Genomic DNA, 24,355 nt, shown 5'->3' on the forward strand with positions numbered 1-24,355 from the left:
GGCCAGGCGAGCCCGGCCGCCGCTCCTCACGCCCCCGGTCCGAGCCCCCCGCCTGCATCTACCGCGGTGGAACCCCGGAGTCCCGGAACCTCAGAGTCCCGGAGTCCGGGAGCCCCGAAGTCCCGGAGGCTGTCGGCACCCGCGTAGCGCGTGCCGGACACGCTCACAGGAGAGGCGTGGGCAGAACCTCGAAGCCGCTCAGCCGGCCCGGCTCCTCGTCCCGAACCTCGACCTTCGCCACGGCCGCGGACGGTGGCCCCTGGTGTGCCCAGTCGACCAACTGCGCGACGCGGTCCTCGTCTCCTTCGAAGACCGCCTCGACGTTCCCGTCGGGCAGGTTGCGCACCCACCCCGAGACGCCGTACTCAAGAGCGGTCTGCCGGCAGGTGTCCCGGAAGAAGACGCCCTGCACCCGGCCGGACACGATCACGTGCTTCCTCACCATGGGCAGGACTGTAGATCAACGGGCCGGGCCAGGGGACGACCACCGCGTCCGGCACGCCCCGCGAGCCGACCCGGGGTGCGGTGGGGGCCTGGGCGCGCGGCACGCTCCAGGCCCTCAGGCAGGACGGTGACATGTCGTCACCCCCGTCACCCTTGCTGTCACTCCTGTGTGGTCGCCGGCTCCACGTGTTTGGCGTAGGACGCGTCGAGGTCCCGGACCTCCACGGAGGCATGCACCGTGCGGCCCGTGGCCGCCGCCGTGTGGGCGCGTACCAGGTCGAGGACGGCCCGGCTCAGTAGCGTCTTGGTTTCCGTGCTGCGGCCCGGGAGGATCGCGAAGTCCACGTGAATCAGGGTCTGTTGGGGTTCGTCGTGGGCGATGACGACGTCGTCGACGCAGCGGAAGCGGGTCTTGCAGCTCTCGACGGTGATGCCGTCGACCGTCTTCGCGGCGAGCGCGTGCAGTTCATGGGCGAAGCGGCGGCGGTCCAGGACCTCCCGCAGTGTCGCGTCGTGGTCGATGAGGATGTGCGGCACAGGATCTCCTCCCGGAACAGGCAACCAGCGGGCGGCCGCGGACGGTCACCGGCTGCTTCCAGCGATATCTGGCCCTTGCGGCGGTGCAGTTGGGTGCGGGTCGTCGTGGAGAGGAACGTTAGCGGACCGGCCGACCGCGCTTGCCGGGAGCCTCGACGAGCGGACCGCCCGTGCAACCCCCTCCCCACCACCCCTCCCGAATCCATACGCCCTCGCACACCGCTTCCGTCGTTCGCCGCCGACCGCGGCCGGTGTGTCAGAGCCGTGTGGAACACTCGCCGTCGCCGTAGGAACAACGGGCCGAATCAGTACTGAGAGAGTGCTGAAAACGTGCTAAATCAAGGGGGATTGGCTTTCATGGGCGTGAGCATCTCATTCATCAGCGCGACCACGGAGGAACTGGACAGGGCGGAGAACGAACCGAGTTGGGCCGATGAATACATCTACGAGCTGTACACCAGCGACGACGTCTCGATACCGGATCGCCCTCGCGGCGGCCCGGACAAGGCGTGGGCCGGCCTCCAGTTCCTGCTCGATGATACGGACGTGCAACTTGATTTCCTGATGGACGGGTTCCAGATACAGGAGGACGGCACCCTGTTCGGATGGTCTGCGGAGCAGATCGAGAGCGTGGCACGGCAGCTTCGGGAGATGCCGTGGGAGCGGTTGGCGGCGCACTACGACCCGGAGCGGATGATGAAGGAGGAGGTGTACCCGAAAACCTGGAGGCTCGACCCGGAGGGCGAGCTGGACTGGCTGGAGCGCTCCTACGACGAACTCGTCGCATTCTTCAAGGAGGCGGTGGAAGGTGGATATGGGGCGTTCATGAACTTCAGCTTCTGAGCTGAGCTTCCGCGCGTTCTGGACCAGCCGCCCTGCCCCCTTTCCGGCAGGCCGGGGACGAACCGCGCGACATCCCCTGCCGCACCCGCACCCGCACCCGCACCCGCACCCGCGCACGCGACGCGACCTCTGGTCAGGGGCGAGAGAAAGCCCGCCGGGCCTGGCTGTGGCCCGGCGGGCCGCGCCGAGCCCACTCCGGCTGTACCTGAGCGCAAGCGGGACCTGCACGGAAGCTGGACCAGCGCGGCCGTCGGACGGTTCCGACGGAATGGGGGCCGCCGTGCTCTGCCGTGATCACACGGGCGTCGGTGAGATCCAGAACGCATCGGTGTCCACACCGAATGGGGCCGCCCCGTTCCCGGTCTGCGCGGTGGCAATCATCCTCTGCGCCGGGAAACTTGACGGAGAATTAGTTCAGGGCCCGGGACCGTGAATACAGTGGAAAGCTGCGCTCAAGAGCAGTGTTCGGCAGTGGAAGATCGACCGTCGATCGCGTACTGCGGACGGTTGGGCGAAATGATCCAGGGCTGTATTTCGTCGCCCCCAGACCTGCGCATTCATCCCGCTGTCCAGCCGAGCCGGCATCCCGGCGGTATCAGGGAAGGGCGGCCGGGAAATTTTCCGGGGAAAGTAATATTCCGGTAATGACTCTTTTTATATCGGTAAACGCTTCCTACTCTGAGGCGACTTTTGCAGTAAGCCCTGGGCTTTTTTGAAAGGCGCCGCATGGTAAGCGTTAACGAGTTTGCTCCCCAGAAGGCACGTGACCCCAGTTCTCTCCGTCGGGATGTGGGACTGATCGGGTTGATGTGGGCCTCAGTGGGCTCCATCATCGGATCCGGATGGCTGTACGGCGCCCAGAAGGCCGTCGTGGTGGCAGGTCCGGCCGCGATGATCTCCTGGGGCATCGGCGCGGTCGCGATCGTGCTCCTGGCACTGGTGCATGCCGAGCTCGGTGGCCTCTTCCCGGTGGCCGGTGGCACGGCCCGCTATCCGCACTACGCCTTCGGTGGCCTTGCGGGTATGTCCTTCGGCTGGTTCTCCTGGCTGCAGGCGGCGACGGTGGCGCCGATCGAGGTCGAGGCCATGATCGGCTATGCCGGACACTGGTCCTGGGCCAAGTCGCTCCAGCATGCGAACGGCACCCTGACGCCGAGCGGTTTTGTCGTCGCTCTCGTCCTCATGGCGATCTTCGTCGCAGTGAACTTCCTGGGTGTGAAGGTGCTCACACGCACCAACAGTGCCGCCACGTGGTGGAAGATCGCCGTACCCCTCGGGGCGATCTTCGTCATCGCGGCGACCAACTTCCACCCGCACAACTTCACCTCGCACGGTTTCGCTCCGTTCGGTGCCAAGGGTGTGCTGAGTGCCATCAGCACCAGCGGCATCATCTTCGCGCTGCTCGGGTTCGAGCAGGCGATCCAGCTGGCGGGCGAGAGCCGTAACCCCAAGCGGGACCTGCCGCGTGCCACGATCGGCTCGGTCGTGATCGGCGCGGTGATCTACACCCTGCTCCAGGTCGTCTACATCGGCGCGCTGCCGCTGGCCTCCATCGCCCATGGCTGGGCCAAGCTCAACTACGTCGGCATCGAGGGCCCTTGGGCCGGTCTTGCCACGGTGGTCGGTCTGGGCTGGCTGGGCTGGGTCCTGTACGCCGATGCCATCATCTCTCCCGCCGGCACCGGCCTGATCTACACCACCACCACCTCCCGTATCTCCTACGGCCTGAGCAAGAACGGCTACGCGCCGAGGCTGTTCGAGAAGACCGATGCCCGCGGTGTGCCGTGGTTCGGCCTGATCATCTCCTTCGTGACCGGCGTGATCTGCTTCCTGCCCTTCCCCAGCTGGCAGCAGCTCGTCTCCTTCATCACCTCCGCCAGCGTCCTGATGTACGCCGGCGCGCCGCTGGCCTTCGGCGTCTTCCGTCAGCGGCTGGCCAACCACGAACGTCCCTACCGCCTGCCCGGCGGCAACGTCCTGTCCCCGCTGTCCTTCGTCGTGGCGAGCCTGATCATCTACTGGGCCGGCTGGGACACTCTGCAGCGACTGGGCTGGGCGATCATCATCGGCTACGTCCTGCTCGGCGGCTACGCCCTGTACGCGACGAAGAAGCGGCTGCCGAACGCTCCCCGACTGGACTGGAAGGCCGCGCAGTGGCTCCCGGTCTACCTGATCGGCATGGGCGTCATCTCCTGGCAGGGCGGCTTCGGCGGCAAGAGCCACATCCCGCTGTGGTGGGACATGGCGATCGTCACGGTGTTCTCCGTCGGCATCTACTACTGGGCCCGGGCCACCGCCGTCCCGGCCGAGGCGATCGAGCAGAACATCGAGGAGGTCGCCGTCGTGGACGAAGGCGGTCACTGACCCCCACTCCACATCACGCGACCAGGGCCTCCCTGTCCGGCCGACCCGTACGCGGGTCCCTGGCCGACGACGTCCTGCCGGACAGGGAGTCCCTGGTCGTCCATACGCCGCGCGGGCCCCGTCCTAGGACGGGGCCCGCGCGGCGTATGGACGACCGCGGTATGGCCGGCCGGGCCGCCCGCCCAGGCACACCTGGCGGGCTTTTCGCAGCGATCGCGAGGGAGGACAACGGCCGCGACTCCGGGAGGTGTTGGGGGCGGCACCGTGGTGCCGCTCATGGCGATCCTGATCGTTCCCACCGGCTGAACGGGGTGTGAGGCAGGCGCGCGGGAGGGGGCTGGTGGCCGCGCGCGGGAGGCGCCGCGCCGGCCGCTGATTGGTCTGGCCCGGACGGTCGGGTTCCGGTCAAGAGACGGCAATGGTTTTCATCTGGAGATTGATGTGAAAATCGTTTCCATCTAGCTTGGGGCAGCGCCTCCGCCGGAGCGCGCGACCACGCGTCCGGCATCGCCCGAAGGAGAGTCCCGCATGAGCACCGCACGTACCGCCCGCGCGTCCCGAATCCCGCGACCGTTGCACCGAACCGCGCTCGTCGCCGCCGTAGCGGCGCTGACGGGTGTGACCGCGACCGCCTGCTCGACCTCGGACCCGTCCGCGGCGGCGGCGAACGGCGGCGCCCCGGCCGGCGGCGGCTCCCCTTCGGGCAGAAGGATCCAGGTGGTCGCCGCCGAGAACTTCTGGGGCAGCATCGCTGCCCAACTCGGCGGCAGCCACGTCCACGTGACCAGCATCATCACCAACCCCGACACCGACCCGCACGACTACGAAGCGACCGCTGCCGACGCCCGCACGGTGGCCGGTGCCCGATACGTGATCGTCAACGGCATCGGCTACGACGCCTGGGCGGACAAACTGCTCGCCTCCAACCCGGGCAGCGGACGCACCGAGTTGAAGGTCGGCGATCTGGTCGGCGTGAAGCCGGGCGGCAATCCGCACCGCTGGTACTCCCCGGCCGACGTCCACAAGGTCATCGAGAAGATCGCCGAGGACTACGCGAAGGCCGACCCGGCCGACGCCGCCTACTTCGACCGGCGCAGGGCCGACTTCGAGACCAAGGGTCTGGCCTCGTACAGCAAGCTCATATCGGAGATCCGGGGGCGGTTTCGGGGCACGCCCGTCGGCGCTTCGGAATCCATCGTCACCCCGCTCGTCGAGGGCCTGGGACTGAAGATGCTCACCCCCGAGTCCTTCCTCGACGCGATGAGCGAGGGCGCCGACCCCACGGCCAAGGACAAGGCCGCCATCGACGACCAGATCAAGAACAAGCAGATCAAGATCTACGTCTACAACTCCCAGAACTCCACGCCGGACGTCCAGGCGCAGGTCAAGGAGGCCAAGGGCGCGGGCATCCCCGTGGCCACCGTCACCGAGACGCTGACCCCCGCCGGCGCGAGCTTCCAGCAGTGGCAGACCGCCCAGCTCCAGGGCATCGAGCAGGCCCTGGCGAAGGCCGCCGGGCGATGAACGGGGTCAGGCACCCGGGAGCCCGGCTGGGCGCGCCGAGCGGCGTCGCAGCTGGACGCGAAGCCGTGCCGGTGATGGAACTGCGCGACGCCGCCGTGCGGTTGGGCGGCCGGGACCTCTGGTCCGGTGTCAACCTCACGGTCGGCGCGGGCGAGTTCACCGCGGTCCTGGGGCCGAACGGGGTCGGCAAGTCCACTCTGATCAAGGTGCTGCTCGGTGCCGTACCGGTCGCCGCGGGCGAGGTGCGGGTCCTCGGCGCCCGTCCCGGCCGGACCGGGCACCGCATCGGATACCTGCCGCAGCGCCGCAACTTCGATCCCTCGATGCGCATCCGCGGCATCGACGTGGTCCGCATGGGACTGGACGGGGACCGCTGGGGCCTGCCCCTGCCGCTGCCGGGTCCACGCCGCCGGGCAGCCCGCGCACGCGTCGACGAGGTCGTCGAACTGGTCGGAGCGACCGCCTACGCACACCGGCCCATCGGGCAGTGCTCCGGCGGCGAACAGCAGCGGCTGCTCATCGCCCAGGCCCTCGTACGCCGTCCCCAACTCCTCCTGCTGGATGAGCCGTTGGACAGCCTGGACCTGTCCCACCAGGGCGGGGTGGCCGCGTTGATCGGGCGCATCTGCCATCAGGAAGGCGTGGCCGTGGCGATGGTGGCCCATGACGTGAATCCGATACTGCACCACCTCGACACGGTGGTCTACCTGGCCGCGGGCGGGTCCGCCACCGGCAGCCCGAAGGAGGTCATCACCTCCGCCACCCTGACCGCGCTCTACGGGACGCCGATCGAGGTGCTGCGCGCCTCCGACGGGCAACTGGTCGTGGTGGGACGTCCGGAGGCGACGGGAGAGTGCCGTGCTGCCGACTGACGCCGCCGCGCCGGCCTGGTCGTGGAACCTCATCGGGGACTTCCAGCAGATGTGGTCGTACCCGTTCATGGTCAACGCCTTCCGCGCCGGCACGATCGTGGCCGTGGTCTCCGCGCTCGTCGGGTGGTTCGTGGTCCTGCGGCGGCAGTCGTTCGCCGCCCACACCGTGTCCACCGTCGCGTTCCCCGGCGCCGCCGGGGCGGTGCTGCTCGGGGTCGGGGCCGTCTACGGCTACTTCGCGCTCTGCATCGCCGCCGCCCTGGTCATCGCGGTCTTCCGGGGCGGCGGCGACCGCGAGGAATCCGCGCTGACCGGGACCGTCCAAGCCTTCCTCCTCGCCTGCGGCTACCTCTTCGTCGCCCTCTACAAGGGCTTGCTGGAAGGGCCGCAGACCATCCTCTTCGGCACCTTCCTCGGCATCACCACCACCCAGGTGACCGTGCTGCTGTGCGTCGGCGCGGCCGTCCTTGCGGTGCTGGCGCTCATCGGCCGGCCGCTGCTGTTCGCGTCCACCGACCCACGGGTCGCCGCCGCCCGCCGCGTACCGGTCCGGGGGCTGTCCCTGGCCTTCCTGGTCCTCCTCGGGGCGGCGACCGCCGGGGCCAGTCAGATCACCGGCACGCTCCTGGTGTTCGCCCTGATGGTGATCCCCGCCGCCACGGCCCAGCACCTCACCGCCCGCCCGGCCGCCGGCCTCGCCCTGGCCGTGCTGGTCTCGCTCACCGCCACCTGGGCGGGACTCACCGCCGCCTACTACTCGCCCTACCCGCTGGGTTTCTTCGTGACCTCCTTCGCCTTCGCCGGATACCTCCTCGCCCTGGTGCCCCGCGCCCTGCTCGGCCTGCGGGGCAGGACCCGGCGGCCCCGGACGGGCCTGCCGCCCCTGGAGGCCACCGGATGAGCGCCCTGGCCGCACTCCCCTCACCGACCTCGCCGCTGTCCCAACCGTTCTTCCAACACGCCCTGCTGGCCGGGACGTTGATCGCCGCGGCATGCGGACTGGTCGGCTACTTCCTCGTCCTGCGGGCCCAGGTGTTCACCGCCGATGCGCTCAGCCACGTCGCCTTCACCGGGGCCATGGCCGCCCTCGCCCTCGGCGGCGATCTGCGTCTGGGACTGCTGACCGCGACGATCGCCGTCGCGCTGCTCTTCGGCGTCCTGGGCCGCCGGGCCCGCCCGGACGACGTCGTCACAGGCAGCGTCTTCTCCTGGCTGCTGGGACTGGGAGCCTTCTTCGTCACCCTCTACACCACCTCCCGCAGCACCGCCGACGGCACCGCCGGGGTCGGCGTCCTGTTCGGCTCGGTCTTCGGCATCTCCGCCGGCCAGGCGACCACCGCCGCCCTCATCGCCACCGGCGTCTGCCTCCTGGTGCTGCTCGCCGCCCGGCCACTGCTCTTCGCCACCCTCGACGAGGCGGTGGCCGCCGCCCGCGGGGTGCCTGTCCGGCTGCTCGGCTACGGCTTCCTCGCGGTGGCCGGCGTCAGCGCCGCCGAGGCCACCCAGGCCGTCGGATCCCTGCTCCTGCTCGGCCTGCTGGCCGCTCCCGCCGGCGCCGCGATCCGGCTCACCGACCGCCCCTACCGGGCGCTCATCCTCTCCGCGGCGCTCGCCGTATGGGAAATGTGGACAGGTCTCTTCGCCTCCTACGCGCTCCCGAAGATGCCGCCGAGCTTCGCCATCATGGCCGCCGCCACCGCCGTGTACGCCGCCACCTTCCTCCTACGGAGACCCGTCGGACACCCCCGGACCGCGGCTCCTGCGGGGGAGTGAACAGCCGAGGCGGCCGGCCGCCCGTGCCGCGGAGGAGTTGCGGGGAAAGGCCCGACCAGAGCCCGGTACTCCCACGCCCGCGCCCCGAGCGTCCCAACAGCCACAGCAGGCAGGGCCCGCCGACCAGTACGCGGTTCGCACACAGCAAGGCGGGCGACCACCCTCATGGGGCGTGAGGCACAACGGTCCCACCCGCTCAGGCTCGGGCACGGAAACGCGGGTAGGGCCACGTCCCAACCGGGACGTGGCCCTACCGGCACCGCGCTGTGTGAAGTCAGAGCGCCGCTCAGAGCGCCGCGTACGTACCCCGCCCGGGGCGCGTGACCAGCTTCTGCTGCTTCGCCACCCGATCGAGGGTGTTGCGAACAGACTCGATCTGCCCGGGAGTTGCCTCGCGTCCCAGCGCTTCATTGATCTCCCGGGCCCGCAGCGGCCCGTTCGACTTCCGGAGCACCTTCAGCGCGGCATCGAGGAGCCCCCCGGTGCTCTCAGCGGCCGGCTGGGCGGGCGCGGCCGGCTTCGAAGCCGCCTTCCTGGCCCGTGCCGTTGCCGGCGCGGCGGCCTTCTTCGCGGCGGCCTTCTTGGCGGTGCGCTTCTTCGCCGTACCCGTCTTGGCGCGCGAGGACGCCGCGCGCGGCGACGGCACGGCCGCTGCGGCCACACCTGCCGGCTCCGCCACCGGCTCGGGACCGGCCGGCACCACGGGCTCGGGGGAGTCCTGCCCGGCGCTGTCACCTGCCGGTTCCACCGACGTCGTTTCCACGGACGTCGGTGCCGCCGACGCCTCTGCCGCCGGAGCGTCATCCGCCCCGACCGTGGCGAGGGGCGCGGACTGCTCAAGAGGGGCAGCGGCGCCAGTCAGCACACGCAGGTGCTCCAGGGCGTGACGCGCGGAGGTGACGCGCTGGACCACGTCGTTGAGTTCGCCGCGCAACTGCTTTTCCTGTGCCTCAAGCTCCGGCAGCGTGCTTTCGAGGTTTTCGATGGTCTGGTGGAGAACTGAGTCAGTCATGGGCTTCCTACCCTCGCAGCATTGAGCGTGATCGCCAGTCACCGTACCTCTCCTTGGCCTTCAAGGCACAGGGCACGGCAGCCAGTCTTGCACTGTGACACTGCCTGCCCATGGGATCGAGGCAGTATTCCCTCAGGTTGCCGGCCCTCCCCGCGCGGTTGACGGGCGGCGAACACATGTGGGTCTGTGGTGGTTGGTGGCTTGACGATGCCGGGGACGGACGGTGCCAGGCGACAACCGTGCCGCGGCAGCGAGGGGTTCCGGCGGCGATATGCCCGGGACACCAGATGGTTGAGCGGTATCTCCAGGCTGTCGACCGGAATCACGTCCCGCTCGACCCGGGAGACCCGGCTGTCCGCATTGCCGAGCACGGCGGCCAAGCCCCGCTGCCGCCCGCCATCGCGCCCGCGAGCCTTGGCCGTCGACTCCCGAGCCTCAGTGCGTTCCCCCTCACTCGGGAAGCTCCCGAGGTTCCATGTCCTACGGCGTGAACGTGCCACAGCAGCGGCTGGAGAACGCGGGTTGGAGGGGCATCGTGCTTGCGCCCGGCGGTCACGAGGCACGTCCTTGCGTCCGGCGATGCCAAACGGAAGGGGAGCAATTCTCCCGAGGGCCGTTTCCCTCCCAACCCGAACTTTCCCTCCGTGTCGTGCAGTTGGCCTGTGATGGAGATGCGTGTCGTCGGCGGACGCAGTCCCGACCCGGCGCACAGACACTCCAGCACCTCGTGCACGAGGGAGGTCGGCCTCCGACCGTGTCTCCCACGCTCAGTCGGTCGGAGTCCCCTGGTGGAAGTACATCCGCCAGCCCGTCTCCGTCAGGCGCCACAGGGAACTGCGCCATGACCGGCGGCCCTGATGGTCGGCGGAGTACGTCAGATGAACGATGCCCGGGGCAAGGACGACACCGGTCATGTCGCCGACGTTCACCGGAGACTCCGAGGACACCGTGCCGGCACTCGTCACTGTGAGGATCGACTCCACATCCCACCGACGCCCGGAGGCTCCGATCTCGGCGAACTCCGGGTCGAGAAGCTCCAGGACCCGCGCCGGGGAAGCACGCACCTCGGGGTCGAGAAGCCGCAACTCCCCGGCAAGGGCCGCTTGCACCGCCTGCTCATTCTCGTCCGCCATGCCGGCACCCTATGGCGACCGCATCCAAGGGGACGGCGAACTGCTCCCGCGACGACGGTTGTCGAGAGTTCGAGGTGCTGTTCGTGCACAGTAATGGGATGTCCGAGTCGCCCCTGCCTGGTGGTCATGCCAGGGGGAGTCGGGCTGGCACCGCTCATCATGACGAAACGCCGGCGAGTAACGGACCGCTCGATGATGGACCGCTCGATGGTGGGATGCCGTTGTGCGCTGCGGATTGCGGATTGCGGATTGCGGACGCTATCGCTGGAGCAGGGCGCGTGCTGCCTGGGCGATGTGGGTGTGGGAGATGCCGGCGGCGTCGAGGAGTTCGTCGGTGGTGCCGGAGCCTGGCAGGCCGGTGTCGGCAAGGTGGGTGAAGGCGGGGTGGTCGCCGGTGGCGGCGAGTGCCGAGAGGACGGCTTCTCCGATGCCGCCTTCGGGGTGGTGGTCTTCGACGACGACGAGGGCGCCGGTGTCCTGGGCGGCGCGGGCCAGGGCGTCGGTGTCGATGGGCTTGATGGAGTACAGGTCGATGACGCGGGCCTGGATGCCGTCGGAGGCGAGGTGTTCAGCGGCGGCGAGGCATTCGTGGAGGGTGACGCCGGCGCCGAGGAGGGTGACCTGGTCGTGCGTGCTGTGGCGGAGGGTTTTGGAGCCGCCCACGGGGAACGTTTCGTCGCTGCGGTAGAGGACGGGGTAGGCGCCGCGGGTGGTGCGCAGGTAGGAGATGCCGTCGAGATCGGCCATGGTGGCGGTCAGGGCGGCCGCGGAGGTGGCGTCGCTGGGGTAGAGGACGGTGGAACCGCGGATGGCGCGCATCATCGCGAGGTCTTCCAGGCCCATCTGGGAAGGGCCGTCGGCGCCGATCTCGACGCCGCTGTGGGTGCCGCACAGTGCCATGGAGATCTGGGAGACGGACGCCATGCGGATGAAGTCGTGGGCGCGGGTGAGGAAGGCGGCGAAGGTGGTGGCGTAGGGGCGGTAGCCGCGGACGGCCATGCCGACGGCATCGGCGATCATCTGCTGTTCGGCGATGTAGGTCTGGAAGTACCGCTCGGGGTGGGCCTTTTCGAAGTCCTGGGCGTGGGTGGAGTTGCCGACCTCGGCGTCCAGGGCGACGACGTCCGGGCGGGCGCCGAGGGCGGCCAGGGCGCCGCCGAAGGCGACGCGGGTGGCGACCTTGTCACCGACGTCGAAGCGGGGCAGCTCGACGGGGCCGGCGGCCGGGGCGGGGCTGGGCGTGGCGGCGGGCGGCTGGGGGCCGCGCACGCGCAGGTGACGGATGCCGCCCAGTTCGGCGACGGCGCGGTCGGCCATGTCCTCGGGGAGGGCCTTGCCGTGCCAGCCCTCCTTGTCGGCCACCTCGCTCACGCCGTGGCCCTTCACGGTCCTGGCGACGATGACTGTGGGGGCCTGCCCGTCGGCGGCGGTCGTCAGGGCCCGGTCGATCGCTTGGAGGTCGTGCCCGTCGATCACGATCGCGCGGCAGCCGAACGCCTCGAAGCGGCGGGCGTAGGCGGCGGTGTCCCATTCCAGCTCGGTGGGGCCGCTCTGTCCGAGTCGGTTGACGTCGATGACGGCGGTGAAGTTGGCCAGCCGGTGGTGGCCGGCCTTGTCGAGGGCCTCCCACACGGACCCTTCGGCCGTCTCGCTGTCCCCGCACAGCACCCACACCCGGTAGGGCTGCCTTTCCAGCTCCCGGCCGGCCAGCGCGATGCCGACGCCGTAGGCGATGCCCTGGCCCAGGGAACCGGTGGCGACGTCCACCCAGGGCAGTACGGGGGTGGGGTGGCCCTGCAGACGGTGGCCGAACCGGCGGTAGGTCGTCATCAGCTCGTCGTCGCTGACGGCGCCGGCCGCCTTGAACATCGCGTACAGCAGGGGAGAGGCATGCCCCTTGGAGAAGATCAGGTGGTCGCCCGCGGGGTTGTCGGGGGCGTCCCAGTCGTAGCGCAGGTGACGGGCCATGAGGACAGCCATCAGATCGGCCGCGGACAGGCTTGAGGTGGGGTGTCCGGAGCCGGCCGTGGTGCTGGCGCGCACCGAGTCCACCCGCAGCTGCTGCGCGAGTTCGAAGATCTGGGGCAGGTCGCTTCCGGGCCCGAGGACGGTGGTTTGCGCTGCGGTCATGGTGGGGGCCTTTCGTGGACGGCCGGTGGACGCCGGGTGAGGGCCGCCGGTTCGGGGTGGCCGATCACCGTCCGGGCAGGGTAACCGCCCCTCGGCCGGTGATCAGGCAGGACGGCCCTGGGCGGTGTGTTCGAACGCGGCGGCGGGCTTCGCGAACCCGGCTCCGTCCGGTGCGGCGGGTTTGCGTCGGCCTGCCTGCCGAAGGCTGCCGGTCGGCAGATACGGTGCAGATGTGCAGATCAACGGGGCGGAAGAACGGCCCGGGACCGTGCTGCTGCTGGCAGCCGCCCCGGCAGGCAAGGGCAAGTTCGCCGACGCGAGCAGCGTGCTGCCCATGCTCGCCGCCGTGCCCCCGGCCGCGTGGGCGGGCACGACGACTGCCACGCTCGTCGAACTGGCCGACCCCGTCGACCCTCAGGCCGTCCTCACCCATATCCGAGGTGCCGCCGCCGCGGAGGGGCCGCTCACCGTCGTGATCGTGGGGCAGCTGCAACTCGACCGCAAGCAGCGCGCCGTCCACCTGGCCCTGGCCCGCACCACGCCCGCCACGGTCCGTTATACGGCGCTGCCGTGGGCCTGGCTCGTCCAGGAACTGCGACAGCGCCGCCCCGGCACCGTCACCACGCTGTATGCGGACCTGGCCGCCGACGCCGATGTCTGGCAGCTGCTCAAGGAGGGGCCGCCGCTTGCCCTTCCCGGCGGCACCCGCGTCTACGGCGTGATCACCCCGCCCCCGCCGCGCCGGCTGAACGCCCAGCCCCACTACACGCAGGCCCTGGCCCAGATCCTGCGCTCCGGGCAGCGCTCCGGCCCGCACGCGCTGCACTGCGAGGCCCTCCGCTCCGCAGGGGTCGCCGAGGTCGCACTCGTCTTCGACGCCGGGCCCGCACCCGTCAACGCCCCTGTGCCGTCCGGGAATCCAGCACCCGTCGCCCCCGTCCCGATATCCCCACCGCCGACCCGGCAGGCCACCTCGCCCGTCCGCGCACCCGGTGATGCCCTGGTCCGCGTCGAGGCGGACCCGCACGAACGGATCGCCGCCCTCTCGAAGGCCGGCCGTCACCACGAGGCGGCCGAACTGGCAACCGCCGCCGAACGGCTGGCGGTGCGGACGTACGGCGCGACCTCGTTCGCCGCCGTCCACTGGGTCGAGGTCCGGGCGTTCCTCGCGCTGGTCGCCCAGGACCCCCGCCTCAGCTGCCAGTTGTGGCTCCAGGCCGCCGAGGCCCGCCTCGACGCCCTGCAGCAGGCACCCACCGCCCAGGACGTCGAGACCGCCGTCGACGGAGCCCACCACCAGTGGATGCAGCTGCGCGACGCCGTCGACGCCCGCGCACTCGCACCTCAACTACTCGCCCTGCGCAGCCGGGTGCCGGGGCGTCGACGTACCGCTACCGAATCCATCGAGAAGATATTGGAGCGGCTCGACAGCCTGCCCGGGGCCTGACGGACCGAGGCCGACGCCGACCGAACTCCTGGGAACCTGCCGGCGGGAGCGGACCGGCGTCGGCCGGGAGAAGGGCCGGCTTCAATGGTGCCGGCCGCGGCGGCTCTTGAGCATCAGGGCGTCCGAGAACGAGCCGATGTTCGTGGTGCGGCCCCCGGGGAGAGCCGCGGTCAGCATGGCGCGGTACGCGTCGGGGCGGAACTCGGCGAGGGAGAGGAAGCCGTCGCGGAGGTAGCCGGTGGGGGAGCCGTGGCCCCGGCCGTTCGTGCCGTCGACGCGTCCGGCGTACTGGTGCGGCCCCTTGACCATCACGTCGACGAACATGTCCGCGAGCGGGGTCATCATGGCCGGGGTGATGCCGTACCTGCCGGTGAGGTACAGCTGGTACAAGCCCGCGCAGTCCAGGCTGCCGTGGTTGGAGTCCTCGCCGGTCGCCTGCGACGGGGAGTAGCCCCAGTCGTAGGCGGGCTTGCCCGCGGGGTCGGTGTACTTGCGGGTTGCGGAGAAGAACCAGTCCACACTGGCCCTGACCAGCCGGTCGTAGCGGGCGACGCGCGGGGCGTCGTCGCCCATCAGCTCGTGGTCGATCGCCAGGTTGGAGAAGCCGTAGTCGAACATCATCTGCTGGTTCCAGGGCACCGGCTTGCCGCCCTGGTAGGGCGAATCCGCCGCGAAATACTGGCGGTTGCCGCGGGAGACGTCCAGCAGCCGCGCGAGAATGTGCTGGTCGACGGCGACGTCGGCCTCCGCGACGAACTTCTTTGCCCGGTCGAGGTAGGTGGCGCCGTATCGGTGCGGGTCGCCGGTCGGCACACGGTGGTGCCAGATGGCGGGCGTCTGGAGGATCTGCCGGGCGCAGTCGCCGAGATGGCCGACCGGGTCGCCCTGCTCGCCACCGGTGCCGACGGGCTGAGCGGTGACGTTGTTCGGCCAGGCGGGGGCGACCTTGCCGGTCCACAGGGTGTGCCGGCCGACCGGAGCGGGGGCGAGGTCGTCGCGCTCGGAGAGCACGGCGTCGCAGAAACCGATCATCCGGTCGAGGATCGCCGTGTCATGGGTGACCTCGTAGACCCTCCCCATGGCCTTGACCGCTTGCCCGCTGTGGCCCTGGGCCCAGTTGTTGCCCGCGTTGTCGGGGGCCGGAGTGAGAGCCCGGACGTGTGCCGTGAACGACGTGACCTCGTTCGGCGTCACCGGGCCGTCCGGGCCGTCGATACGCATCACCGGGCCCCTGCCGGACGCCCTGTCGGGAGCGTCGGACGCTTGTTTCCCGGCCGGGTCGGGGGTCGTCGAGGCGTTCGCCGCGGTCTCCCTGCCGCCGCCTGATCCCGTCAGCACACTGCCGAGTGCGATCGCGGCGCCGAGTACGCACAGGAGCGCCAGGCACCCGAGGATTGTCTTGACCCGTTTGGTTCTCACGGATCAGTCGACGGCGTCCGTGCCCTGCCGGTTCCGTCACCGGCTGTGCCGTCCGCCATGCCGGTGCGGACCCACGGAGCATCCAACCTGCATGGCCATCACGCCTTCACCGCCATGCCGCCCACTCCTTCACCGCGAACCGGTCGCCGACGCGCCGCACTTCGGCCGCGCCCGGCCCGGGGAAGTGCGCGGGGAACAGCAGCGCGCCCCGGTCCGCGGCCTCCCCGAGAACCCGGCGCCGGCTGTCCCGTGCGCGGGGCTCGTCCTCGTCGAAGCCGGGGCAGTCGTACGGCTCCACGATCTGCAGTGGGCTGTGCAGCAGGTCCCCGGCGAACACCGCCCGGTCCGTGCCCGACCGCAGCCATACGACGGAGGAGCCCGGCGTATGGCCGGGGGCGGGCTCGATACGCAGCTGGGTGCCGATGTCGTAGTGGTCGCCTTCCCACAGCACCGTCTGTCCGGCCTGGTGCACGGGGCCACGCTGTCCTCGAAGACGTTGGCCATCTGGGGGCCGGAGCGGGTCCGGTGTCCGTTGGCCGGGTTCCAGTAGTCGAAGTCGGCGCGCGAGATGACGTAGTGGGCGTGGGGGAAGGTCGGTCGCCACTCTCCGTCGTCCGTCAGGCGGGTGTTCCAGCCGACGTGGTCGCCGTGGACATGGGTGCAGATCACCGTGTCGACGTCCTGCGGCCGGACACCCGCAGCGGCGAGTTCTCCGAGGTAGGGGGTGCTCAGGTGGTGGAAGGCCGGCATTGCCGGGCGCTCCCGGTCGTTGCCGATGCCGGTGTCGACCAGGATCGTCCGACCCTCGCTGCGGATCAGCCAGGTCTGGATCATGATGCGGACCTCGTCGGCGGTCGGGTCCAGGAAGGCGGGGGCGAGCCAGCTCCGGTGCGCCTGCCAGTGCTCGACGGGTACGTCGGGGAAGACGTAGTCGCGGGGGCGGCCTCTGGCGGGCAGCTCTACCACACGGGTGATCTCCACGTTCCCCAACGTGATGGTCTCCATGTCCCCAGCCTGCGCGCCGGACGACGCATGCGCCATCGGTCGGACGACCGCACTTGGGGAAGGAGCGGGTTCGGCGGGATTCGGCTGGATGCGGTCGGTCGGCGACGCGCGGCACCGGGTGGGAACTGGAGGGCGACGATGGTGGGGAGCAGCCTTCTATCGGGGTCGGGGTCGGGGTCGGGATCCGGTTCGGCTTCGGGCTCGGGCTCGGGTTCCGGGTGCGGATTCGGGGCCGGCTCGCCCCGTCCGGCCGGGTGTCTGTTTCCTTCAAGACCCGGCGTCCGTGCCCGCCTACGCTGCCGACCATGAATTCCGCGCCAGCACCCCAATGCGATGTCATCGGCCTTGTCGTCTCCGATCTGGCCGCTTCGCTCGCCTTCTATCGGCGTCTGGGGATCGAGTTCCCCGAAGGATCCGAGGAGCAGCCGCACGTCGAGGCCGCGCTGCCGGGCGGGCTGCGGCTCGCCCTCGACCCCGAGAACACCGTCCGCTCCTTCCACCCGGCATGGCGTCCACCGACGGGTGGCGGCCGGGTGGGGCTGGCGTTCCGTTGTGCGGGTCCCGACCATGTCGACGCGGTGTACGAGGATCTGGTCGGCGCTGGATACCACGGTGAGCTGGAGCCCTGGGACGCCTTCTGGGGTCAGCGCTACGCCGTGGTACACGACCCGGACGGCAACGGCGTCGACTTGTTCGCGCCACTTGCGCCACCTGCCGACGCCTCCGCCTGAGTCAGCGCGCCACCAGGCCGGTCAGGGAAGTTCCCGCCAACTCCCGTACCTCGCGCGCCAGGTGAGGTTGATCGGCGAAACCCGCCAGGGCCGCCGTCTCCGCGAAGGAGACGCCGGTCCGGGCCAGGGCGAGGGCGCGTTGCAGGCGCAGGATGCGCCCCAGGGTCTTGGGGCCGTAACCGAAAGCGGCCAGGGACCGGCGGTGGAGCTGCCGTGCTCCAAGACCCACCGATGCGGCGGTCGCGGTGACGGAGCGGCCGGCCGTCAGGGATGTCACGACCGCCCGCGGGAGCGGGTCGGCGGGGCCGGCGTCGGCCGCGAGCCGCAGCGCCAGGTCTTCGAGGGCGGTAGCCGGGTCGGGCGCGGCGTCGACCCGTTCGATCGCGCGGCGTGTGCCGGCTCCGGGCAACAGGTCGGTGAGGTCCACGCGTCGGTCCCGCAACGTGTGCGCAGGCACGCCGAGGAGGGCGGGCGCGGTGCCGGGGAAGAAGCGGACGCCCGCCCACGGGCCCCCTGCACCGGGACCAGGGCGGTAGACGCGCGTGTCGGGCCCGGCAACCAGGATCCTGCCCTCCGTCCACAGCAGATCCATGCACCCGTCAGGCAGCACGACCACCGCCTCCCGCTCACCGGGACGGACGGCCTGCCGCGTCCACACGACCGCGTCCGGCAGCCGGGACGCGCGCTCCGCATACGCGCACGACACCTCGCAGATGCTACGCCGTACCGGTGCGATGCCGCGGGGCACGGGCCCACTCACCGACGCGCTCGCGCGCCGGGGTTCCCCACATCGCACTGTCGCCGAAGTCCGCGCCGACATCGCCGACCGCAGGCGCGATCACGACGAGATCTTCGTACGGGATCCACGGGCGAACACTCCGAGCGGCGGGTTCCGTGCGACCGCCGTCGGTGCGGACCGCCCGTGAAGTCGCCGTCAGGCACTACGGCGTCCCCAGATAGGTGTGGAGCGCGGCCGCGCCCGTCAGCATCGCCAGGCCGCGCGCCGTCAGCCGGTCGTGCCACTCCCGCAGCGTCGCCTGGAGCGGCTCCGGTCCGCGCGCCGTCCGGACCTGCTCCAGCACCTGCGCGATCTGCCGCAACCCGTGGCCGCCCCGCCGCAGTTGGTGGGCCAGCAGCACATCGCGCACGTCGGCGGGGGAGTAGACGCGGTAGCCGGTGCGCGGGTCGCGCCGGGGCACGGTCAGCCCGGCTCGCTCCCATTTGCGCAGCGTCGCCGGCCGGATGCCGAGCCGGTGCGCCAGCGGCCCGATGAACGTCACACCCGGCTCCAGGTCACCCGGCGGCGCCAGGTCGCGCAGCGCCCCTTCCACGGACTCCAGCGTGCTCCGGTCGCCGGCCAGCTGCGCGTGGCCCTCGTCGATCAGCCGCAGCGCCTCCTCGACCGTGCCGCCGTTCACGGCCCGCATGATCGCGCCCGCGGTCGCATGGCCGTGCGCGGGGACCAACGCCAGGAACGTCCGCAACGCCGCCGCATGGCGCGGAGCGTAGGCGCGGTAGCCGTGCGGTGAGCGCTCGGCCGGCGGCAGGATCCCCGCCTCCTCGTAGTTGCGCACCGCCTGGGTGGACAGGCCGTGCTCGCGCGCGAGATCGATGGGCCGCAACCGCATTTTGAAGGTATGTCCTCGTCTACGGGGAGAAATGCTGCAGAAGTTTAAAACTGCGCCTGGTCGCCGACGACCTGTGCGCGCTCCTCACCTCGCACGCCCCTCACCTGACGAGCGTCACGTCCCCCGACGACTTCTGGCGCGCCGACCGACCGGGCGCCCGGTGGGGGCCCGTCGTGGACGTACGGCAGGGGAGACCCCGGCGGCCGGGTCCCGATCGACGCCCCGGCCGGCCGGCAGCGCGGGCCGCCCGTGAGGAGCACGGAACGGCCCGCCCTGCCCGCGCCGTTGGGCGTCAGCCGCCTACTGCGGTGTGTCGGCGCTGACGGTGGTGTCCGGGACGCAGACGATCCCGTCGAACGCCTCCAGGGCGGGGACCGCGATGAACGCGGCGTCCAGCCGGGTGCGGACGGGCTCCGGCAGTCCGTGACGACGCGCGTACGCGCGCAGCGCTCGAGTGTCCACCAGCGCCGGTTCCCCCGGCACGCCCGCGAACAGCGCCTCGACGCTGTCCGGCATGGCGTCGGGGGTGGCCGCCCGTCCCCAGCGCATCCCCACCGGATGGTCCCGGTCGGGCACGTTCTCCACCGTCATGCCGCCGTTGCCGGTCAGCGCGAGGGGAACGTAGTCCGTACCCAGCGCCCGGGAGAGCAGATTGCCCATGGTCGTCAGCGCCAGGGGGCCGTCGTTCTGGTTGGCCGAGCGCTGGATGTGGGCGTTGTGCCCGACGAGGACGACGCGGGTGCCGGGCCCGGACCGCTCCAGGAACTCCAGCAGTGTGTCGGCCAGATAGCGCTCCCGGGAGGCGAAGTTCAGGCTGTCCGGCGCGCCCGCCAGTGCCTCGGCCATGGCGCGCTGGGTCCGGTCGGTCGTCACCGCCGCGCGGACGTCCGACAGCGCGGTCCCGTATGCCACGGGCCCACTGCGCTCGGTGTAGATCTCGCGCAGGTCGGTGAAGCGGCCCAGCAGCCGGGCGAGCGCGGTGGTGAGACGGTCCTGCACCGCCGGGTCCAGGCCGAGCCTGGCGTAGGCGGGCACCATGCCCGTCCCGCCCGCGATCGGTTCGGAGATCTCCAGTGCGGTGTTCAGGAAGTGCAGCGCGCCGGGGTCCACGGTCGCCAAGTAGGCGGCGACCGGCTCCAGTACGGGCGCGAGCGAGCCGCCCGCCATGGGGATGTCACAGCCGACGAAGCGCACCGGGTGCGCGGCGCCGGCGTTGTGCCGGCGCAGCCACCGCAGGGTGTCCCGGCATTCGACGGGCTGCCCCAGGCCCGTGACGGAGGTGCCTTCGGCGCTGTCGCCCCGGGGGTGGCTGCTCCGGGGTGCCAGGAGGTCGTCGATGTCGCCCGGCCCGCCCTGGACCCAGGCGTCCACGGCGCGGCCCTCGGCTGCCCCGTACTCCATCGCGTAGACGGTGAAGCCCAGTTGCTCGACCAGGAAACGCAGCATGCGGTGGCGCAGCAGGGCGAACTCGCGGATCTGGTGGGAACTCTCGCCGAGGGCGACCACCCGAGCGCCACCGACGAGGTCGCGCACCGGCTCCAGGTCATCGAGCGGAGCCGCCAGGTCCGCTCCGGGACCCAGATCGGCCAGTCGGGAGGAGTGCGAGGTGACCCACCGCGTCAGTTCGGCGGGGGCGGCGGTCAGGGTCGGATCGGCCGGCGGAAGGAGATCGCGCAGATCGCCGTGGTCTGCGCGGGTGCCGTGGTCGTGGTGGTTCTGGTCGTGGTGGTTCTGGTCGTTCATGAAAAGTGCTCCGCGGTGTGAGTCATCGTCGGAGCCGGGCAGCGTCGAGCACCGCACCGGCGGGAAACCGGAGTGCGGCGAAGCTGTCGGAAGGGTGAACGCAGCTCGCCGCTAGGCGGCGCTGCGGGGCTTGAGGAACCAGCTCTGGCCGGTGCACAGGAACATGCCGGGAACCGTATCAAGAGAGGTGACCGCACGCATCGCAGTTCTCCGGCCTGCCGGAGGCGAACAGGCGGGAGAGTGCGCGGATTCCGAAGGCGCTGGGGTCGGGTCGCGAGGGGGGAGCCGGTTGCCGGGGGAGTCGCCGATTCGCCGAAAGGCCATGTGCCAGAGCGGATAAAGGCCACTTGCCAGGGCGAATACGGGATCGCGCGCGGGAGTTGTCCCGCCGCGCCCGGAGCGCCCACCGGTCGGCCCTGGAACGCCGTCGGAAGTCCGGGAAAACCGCGGCCATGCCGTGCGGACGGCACACGTTATGGTGCTTCCGCAATCCGTTCAGGCGTGCTCAGACGCGCGGGGAAGAAGAAGGTCTCACGGTGTCCGATCTGGGACGACTGATAGCCGACCGCTACCGGCTGGTAGAGCGTGTGGGCCGCGGCGGCATGGGCACCGTGTGGCAGGCCGAGGACGAACTGCTCGGCCGACGCGTCGCCCTGAAGAAGCTGCACGTTCCGCCGCACCTGCACGAGGACGAGGTCCAGCGGCTCTACGAACGCACCCGCCGCGAGGCCCGCAGCGCCGCCCGGATCACCCACCCCAACGTGATCGTCGTGCACGACGTCGTCGACGACGTGGGCCTGCCGTGCATCATCATGGAGTACATACCCTCCGTCACGCTGGGCGATGTCCTGAAGCAGCGGGGCAGGTTGCCACTCGGCGAAGTGACCCGGATCGGCCGCATCATGGCTGTCGCGCTCCGCGCCGCGCACGACGCCGGAGTGCTGCACCGGGACGTCAAACCGGCCAACGTTCTCCTCGGGAACGACGGACGCATCGTCCTCACCGACTTCGGGATCGCCGTGGAGCCCGGAACGCCGTCGCTGACCAGGACCGGCGAGTTGGTCGGGTCGGTCCAGTACCTCGCGCCCGAACGCCTCCGGAGTGGGATCGCCGAGCCGGGGCCTGCCTGCGACCTGTGGTCCCTCGGCGTGACGCTGTACCAGGCGGTGGAAGGCCGCCTCCCGTTCCACCGGGACACCGCGATCGAGACGGCGTACGCCATCGCCGCCGAGGAGTACGAACCCCCGCGCGATGCAGGGAACCTGACCCCGGTGATCCAGGGGCTGCTGGTGAAGGACCCCGGCCGGCGCATGGACGCTCACGAGGCCGAACGCCTCCTCGGCCGTACGGCCACGACCACGGCCGCGACCGCGTCCCTCGTTCCTCCCGCGCCGCCCGAGCGTGTGGACGACCCCGTGGACGAGACCGTGGCCCCAGCGCCGGTGGGCAGGCGCAGCCGCCGCACGGCACTGTGGATCGTCTCCGCGGTGGTGGTCGCCGCCACCGTGACGGGCGGTGTGCTGCTGTGGCCCGGTGGCGGTGCTGCCACGGGGAGCGCCCACCCGTCTGGGGCCGGCACCTCCGGTCCCCCTCCGAACCCCAGCCCCTCCCCGCCGCCACCGCTTCCTGCCGGGTACCACCTCAAGACGGCCGACCAGGGCTTCTCCATCCCGGTACCGGACGGCTGGACCCTCAAGAACGTGCCCGGTGGTGAAGTCGCCTACCTCGACCCGTCCGGGCTGGTGGGCCTGAGGGTGGACGTCGTCGAGTTCGCGGGGTCCGATCCGCTGCGGCACTGGCATGAGACCGAAGAGGCCCAGACGCGTCGCGACAACCCGGGCTATGAGCGGGTCAGGATGGCCCCTACGACGTTCCGGGGGCGGCCCGCGGGGTACTGGGAGTTCACCTTCCGCGGCCAGGTGCGGGAGTACCGCGCGGTGGAGTTGGCTTTCTCCGACACCGATGGCACCCAGTACGTGGTCTACCTTTCCGCGCCGAACGCGCAATGGGACCAGTACCGGCCGGTCTTCGACACCGCCGTCAAAGGAATCCGCTTCCGTCCCTAGGCGCCGGCACCCGAGCAGAGTGGCCACCGGGAGTCGGCGCCCCGTGCGACGGAGTGGAGAACGTCTCCGCGGCCTGGAGATCCCGCGCTGTTGTTGGTCGGTCGACCCGGGCTCGGTGGGTCAGGCGAGCAGGTGCTCGGCCACGCCCGTGTCCGTGACGAGGCCGTTGAACAGGCCGGTCTTCAGAGCTGCCGCGGTGGCGGCGGCCCGCTGGGAGCCGTCGGCCAGGAGAACGACGTCGGGCACGCGGCGGAGTTCCTCGAAGCTGATGGCGATGATCCGTTCGGTGAGTTCAGGGGCGACGATCCGGCCGTCGCCGTCGAGGAGGTGACCGGATACCTCGGCGCACGCTCCCAGGCTCCGGTAGTTCTCGCGCTCCGCGTCGCCGAGTGCGTCGTAGACGGTGGACAGCCCCGGCCCCCAGGCGCCGACCGTGATGACTGCCTTGGTGACCTGGCTGAACCGGCTGACGGCTTCGACGATGCCGGGATGCCGACGCAGGGTCCGGGCCGTCGCGCCGTCAGGCAGCAGCAGTGGCGCGTAGATGGGGTAGGCGACGCCTCGCGATACCGCCGCGGCTCGGCGCACCGCTTCCACGGCATTCGCGTCGACCGGCCGCAGGGGGGTCACCCCGCACAGTTGCACGACGGTGCACCGGGGCAGGGAGGTCAGTTCGGGGCTGAGCGCCTCGATCTCGGGGCCCCAGATGAGCCCGAGGACGTCGTCCTCCGTGACGATCTCGGCGAGCAGGCCCGCGGCCACGGCGCCGAGGCGGCGGGTGACCAGCGCTGCACCGCCCGGGTCTTGTACCTGGGAGGTGAACACGATGGCGTGGCTCAGGCCGTAGCGGGTGCGCAGGGCGTCGGATCGTTCGGCGTCCAGTTCCGGGGGCAGCCGGATCTCCAGCCGGATCAAGCCGTCGCGCAGAGCGGTCTCCAGCATCCGGGCGACTTTGAAGCGGCTGATACCGAATTCCTCAGCGATCTCGATCTTGGATTTGCCTTCGAGATAGAACCTCCGGGCCATTGCGGCCGTTTGCACAAGCTCTTCCGGGCCCGCGTGATGCGGTCGGGCTCCGGCCCTCGCCTTGTCCCGGGTCCTCACGGTGAACACCTCGGAGTCATGACGGACACCTCAGATCGTGTCGGCACTGGTCGCGCGGGGCAGACGGGCCCGAACCCATTTGCCGCCGCGGGGATCCCTCCCGGACGTCCAGGACTCGGCAAGTGCAGCGATGATCACCAGCCCACGTCCGGAGTCGTCTCCGTGTTCGGGCGCGCGTGGTACGGGCAGGACCGCCGATCCGTCACGCACCTCGATGTGGAGGACGTCGGGTTGCAGTGCCAGGGTGAGAGTGATCATGGAGTCCGGCGCGTGCCCCACGCCGCGCTCGGCCAGCAGCAGTGCCGCTCCGTGGCGGATGGCGTTGGTCGCCAGTTCGCAGACGATCAGCACCGCCGCATCGATGAGTTCCTCGCCCTCGTCCCACAGGCGCAGGCACTCCCTGGTGAAGGTCCGTGCCTGCCGTGCAGCGGGCAGAACCGCTTTCAATTCGAGCGAGGCGGAGGCGACTTCGGTATGTGGGGGCGCGTCGCATTCGGCCACAGCAGACATTTTCTTGACCCTTCAAGAAAATCCGCGGTCCGCTTCGAGGATGTCGCGTCCTCAAGGCGGGGTTCCTGCT

At 70.7% G+C, this 24,355-nt stretch carries 21 protein-coding genes and 1 pseudogene; 9 read left to right on the forward strand and 13 right to left on the reverse strand.

The window, feature by feature from the left end; all coding sequences use genetic code 11:
- Window positions 1-163: 163 nt before the first annotated feature.
- Window positions 164-445, reverse strand: coding sequence for an acylphosphatase (locus tag GR130_RS17035; RefSeq protein WP_201304914.1), 282 nt, complete (start codon window positions 443-445; stop codon window positions 164-166).
- 158 nt (window positions 446-603) lie between these two features.
- Window positions 604-981: a 5-carboxymethyl-2-hydroxymuconate Delta-isomerase gene (locus tag GR130_RS17040; protein WP_159505533.1), complete on the reverse strand. Its 378-nt coding sequence runs from the start codon at window positions 979-981 to the stop codon at window positions 604-606.
- A 357-nt stretch (window positions 982-1,338) separates the two neighbouring features.
- On the opposite strand from GR130_RS17040, the gene GR130_RS17045 reads away from it, so the two are divergent.
- The 6 genes from GR130_RS17045 to GR130_RS17070 all read left to right on the forward strand — a co-directional run bounded on the left by GR130_RS17045 (window position 1,339) and on the right by GR130_RS17070 (window position 8,357).
- A complete protein-coding gene (locus GR130_RS17045) occupies window positions 1,339-1,824 on the forward strand; it encodes a YfbM family protein (protein WP_159505534.1) in 486 nt (161 codons plus the stop codon).
- A 726-nt stretch (window positions 1,825-2,550) separates the two neighbouring features.
- On the forward strand, window positions 2,551-4,188 hold the full coding sequence (locus GR130_RS17050; protein WP_159505535.1) for an APC family permease: 1,638 nt from the start codon (window positions 2,551-2,553) through the stop codon (window positions 4,186-4,188).
- 528 nt (window positions 4,189-4,716) lie between these two features.
- Window positions 4,717-5,712 carry a metal ABC transporter solute-binding protein, Zn/Mn family gene (locus GR130_RS17055; protein WP_159505536.1) on the forward strand — a complete coding sequence of 332 codons (996 nt, stop codon included), beginning with the start codon at window positions 4,717-4,719 and terminating at the stop codon, window positions 5,710-5,712.
- Window positions 5,709-6,584: a metal ABC transporter ATP-binding protein gene (locus tag GR130_RS17060; RefSeq protein WP_236573073.1), complete on the forward strand. Its 876-nt coding sequence runs from the start codon at window positions 5,709-5,711 to the stop codon at window positions 6,582-6,584. The genes GR130_RS17055 and GR130_RS17060 overlap by 4 nt, the downstream gene beginning before the upstream one ends.
- On the forward strand, window positions 6,571-7,485 hold the full coding sequence (locus GR130_RS17065) for a metal ABC transporter permease (protein WP_236573074.1): 915 nt from the start codon (window positions 6,571-6,573) through the stop codon (window positions 7,483-7,485). The genes GR130_RS17060 and GR130_RS17065 overlap by 14 nt, the downstream gene beginning before the upstream one ends.
- Entirely contained in the window at window positions 7,482-8,357 is an 876-nt protein-coding gene (locus GR130_RS17070) for a metal ABC transporter permease (RefSeq protein ID WP_159505537.1), read from the forward strand. The genes GR130_RS17065 and GR130_RS17070 overlap by 4 nt, the downstream gene beginning before the upstream one ends.
- Before the next feature lie 286 nt (window positions 8,358-8,643).
- On the opposite strand, the gene GR130_RS17075 is transcribed toward GR130_RS17070, so the two are convergent.
- From GR130_RS17075 to GR130_RS17085, 3 genes are all read right to left on the reverse strand, one after another.
- Entirely contained in the window at window positions 8,644-9,411 is a 768-nt protein-coding gene (locus GR130_RS17075; RefSeq protein WP_236573075.1) for a hypothetical protein, read from the reverse strand.
- Between the two features lie 725 nt (window positions 9,412-10,136).
- On the reverse strand, window positions 10,137-10,502 hold the full coding sequence (locus GR130_RS17080; RefSeq protein WP_159505538.1) for a nuclear transport factor 2 family protein: 366 nt from the start codon (window positions 10,500-10,502) through the stop codon (window positions 10,137-10,139).
- Between the two features lie 258 nt (window positions 10,503-10,760).
- Window positions 10,761-12,632: a transketolase gene (locus tag GR130_RS17085; protein WP_159505539.1), complete on the reverse strand. Its 1,872-nt coding sequence runs from the start codon at window positions 12,630-12,632 to the stop codon at window positions 10,761-10,763.
- Between the two features lie 232 nt (window positions 12,633-12,864).
- Here GR130_RS17085 and GR130_RS17090 point away from each other — a divergent pair, with 232 nt between their 5' ends.
- Window positions 12,865-14,079: a hypothetical protein gene (locus GR130_RS17090; RefSeq protein WP_159505540.1), complete on the forward strand. Its 1,215-nt coding sequence runs from the start codon at window positions 12,865-12,867 to the stop codon at window positions 14,077-14,079.
- An 81-nt stretch (window positions 14,080-14,160) separates the two neighbouring features.
- Here the strand turns inward: GR130_RS17090 and GR130_RS17095 are convergent, their stop codons facing one another.
- Window positions 14,161-15,498, reverse strand: a complete 1,338-nt coding sequence (locus tag GR130_RS17095) for a hypothetical protein (RefSeq protein WP_159505541.1) — start codon at window positions 15,496-15,498, stop codon at window positions 14,161-14,163.
- A gap of 106 nt (window positions 15,499-15,604) precedes the next feature.
- Window positions 15,605-16,503, reverse strand: a pseudogene (locus GR130_RS17100) (MBL fold metallo-hydrolase).
- 305 nt (window positions 16,504-16,808) lie between these two features.
- Between GR130_RS17100 and GR130_RS17105 the strand changes: the two are divergent.
- Window positions 16,809-17,234: a VOC family protein gene (locus tag GR130_RS17105; RefSeq protein ID WP_159505542.1), complete on the forward strand. Its 426-nt coding sequence runs from the start codon at window positions 16,809-16,811 to the stop codon at window positions 17,232-17,234.
- 1 nt (window position 17,235) lies between these two features.
- On the opposite strand, the gene GR130_RS17110 is transcribed toward GR130_RS17105, so the two are convergent.
- The 4 genes from GR130_RS17110 to GR130_RS17120 form a co-directional block, all read right to left on the reverse strand.
- Window positions 17,236-17,940 carry a helix-turn-helix domain-containing protein gene (locus GR130_RS17110; protein WP_236573076.1) on the reverse strand — a complete coding sequence of 235 codons (705 nt, stop codon included), beginning with the start codon at window positions 17,938-17,940 and terminating at the stop codon, window positions 17,236-17,238.
- A gap of 10 nt (window positions 17,941-17,950) precedes the next feature.
- Window positions 17,951-18,076 carry a hypothetical protein gene (locus GR130_RS41355; RefSeq protein ID WP_268977902.1) on the reverse strand — a complete coding sequence of 42 codons (126 nt, stop codon included), beginning with the start codon at window positions 18,074-18,076 and terminating at the stop codon, window positions 17,951-17,953.
- A gap of 99 nt (window positions 18,077-18,175) precedes the next feature.
- On the reverse strand, window positions 18,176-18,862 hold the full coding sequence (locus GR130_RS17115; protein WP_159505544.1) for a TioE family transcriptional regulator: 687 nt from the start codon (window positions 18,860-18,862) through the stop codon (window positions 18,176-18,178).
- Window positions 18,863-19,162: 300 nt separating this feature from the next.
- The gene (locus tag GR130_RS17120) at window positions 19,163-20,605 is read right to left on the reverse strand and encodes an erythromycin esterase family protein (RefSeq protein WP_159505545.1); all 1,443 of its coding nucleotides are present in this window, start codon (window positions 20,603-20,605) and stop codon (window positions 19,163-19,165) included.
- 536 nt (window positions 20,606-21,141) lie between these two features.
- Between GR130_RS17120 and GR130_RS17125 the strand changes: the two genes are divergently transcribed.
- Window positions 21,142-22,671 carry a serine/threonine-protein kinase gene (locus GR130_RS17125; RefSeq protein ID WP_159505546.1) on the forward strand — a complete coding sequence of 510 codons (1,530 nt, stop codon included), beginning with the start codon at window positions 21,142-21,144 and terminating at the stop codon, window positions 22,669-22,671.
- Window positions 22,672-22,791: 120 nt separating this feature from the next.
- Here the strand turns inward: GR130_RS17125 and GR130_RS17130 are convergent, their stop codons facing one another.
- Both GR130_RS17130 and GR130_RS17135 read right to left on the reverse strand, forming a co-directional pair.
- The gene (locus tag GR130_RS17130; RefSeq protein WP_159505547.1) at window positions 22,792-23,697 is read right to left on the reverse strand and encodes a sugar-binding transcriptional regulator; all 906 of its coding nucleotides are present in this window, start codon (window positions 23,695-23,697) and stop codon (window positions 22,792-22,794) included.
- Window positions 23,698-23,805: 108 nt separating this feature from the next.
- Window positions 23,806-24,285 carry an ATP-binding protein gene (locus GR130_RS17135; RefSeq protein ID WP_159505548.1) on the reverse strand — a complete coding sequence of 160 codons (480 nt, stop codon included), beginning with the start codon at window positions 24,283-24,285 and terminating at the stop codon, window positions 23,806-23,808.
- Window positions 24,286-24,355: the final 70 nt, after the last annotated feature.

The sequence above is a fragment of the Streptomyces sp. GS7 genome, assembly GCF_009834125.1.
Taxonomy (GTDB): Bacteria; Actinomycetota; Actinomycetes; order Streptomycetales; family Streptomycetaceae; genus Streptomyces.

Bases quoted from the DNA above. Each gene is read 5' to 3' on its own strand.
- GR130_RS17045 (WP_159505534.1), top strand. From the start codon at position 1,339: ATGGGCGTGAGCATCTCATTCATCAGCGCGACCACGGAGGAACTGGAC.
- GR130_RS17130 (WP_159505547.1), bottom strand. From the start codon at position 23,697: ATGGCCCGGAGGTTCTATCTCGAAGGCAAATCCAAGATCGAGATCGCT.
- GR130_RS17135 (WP_159505548.1), bottom strand. From the start codon at position 24,285: ATGTCTGCTGTGGCCGAATGCGACGCGCCCCCACATACCGAAGTCGCC.
- GR130_RS17105 (WP_159505542.1), top strand. From the start codon at position 16,809: ATGAATTCCGCGCCAGCACCCCAATGCGATGTCATCGGCCTTGTCGTC.
- GR130_RS17035 (WP_201304914.1), bottom strand. From the start codon at position 445: ATGGTGAGGAAGCACGTGATCGTGTCCGGCCGGGTGCAGGGCGTCTTC.
- GR130_RS17055 (WP_159505536.1), top strand. From the start codon at position 4,717: ATGAGCACCGCACGTACCGCCCGCGCGTCCCGAATCCCGCGACCGTTG.
- GR130_RS17050 (WP_159505535.1), top strand. From the start codon at position 2,551: ATGGTAAGCGTTAACGAGTTTGCTCCCCAGAAGGCACGTGACCCCAGT.
- GR130_RS17120 (WP_159505545.1), bottom strand. From the start codon at position 20,605: ATGAACGACCAGAACCACCACGACCAGAACCACCACGACCACGGCACC.
- GR130_RS17080 (WP_159505538.1), bottom strand. From the start codon at position 10,502: ATGGCGGACGAGAATGAGCAGGCGGTGCAAGCGGCCCTTGCCGGGGAG.
- GR130_RS17085 (WP_159505539.1), bottom strand. From the start codon at position 12,632: ATGACCGCAGCGCAAACCACCGTCCTCGGGCCCGGAAGCGACCTGCCC.
- GR130_RS17115 (WP_159505544.1), bottom strand. From the start codon at position 18,862: ATGCGGTTGCGGCCCATCGATCTCGCGCGCGAGCACGGCCTGTCCACC.
- GR130_RS17070 (WP_159505537.1), top strand. From the start codon at position 7,482: ATGAGCGCCCTGGCCGCACTCCCCTCACCGACCTCGCCGCTGTCCCAA.
- GR130_RS17060 (WP_236573073.1), top strand. From the start codon at position 5,709: ATGAACGGGGTCAGGCACCCGGGAGCCCGGCTGGGCGCGCCGAGCGGC.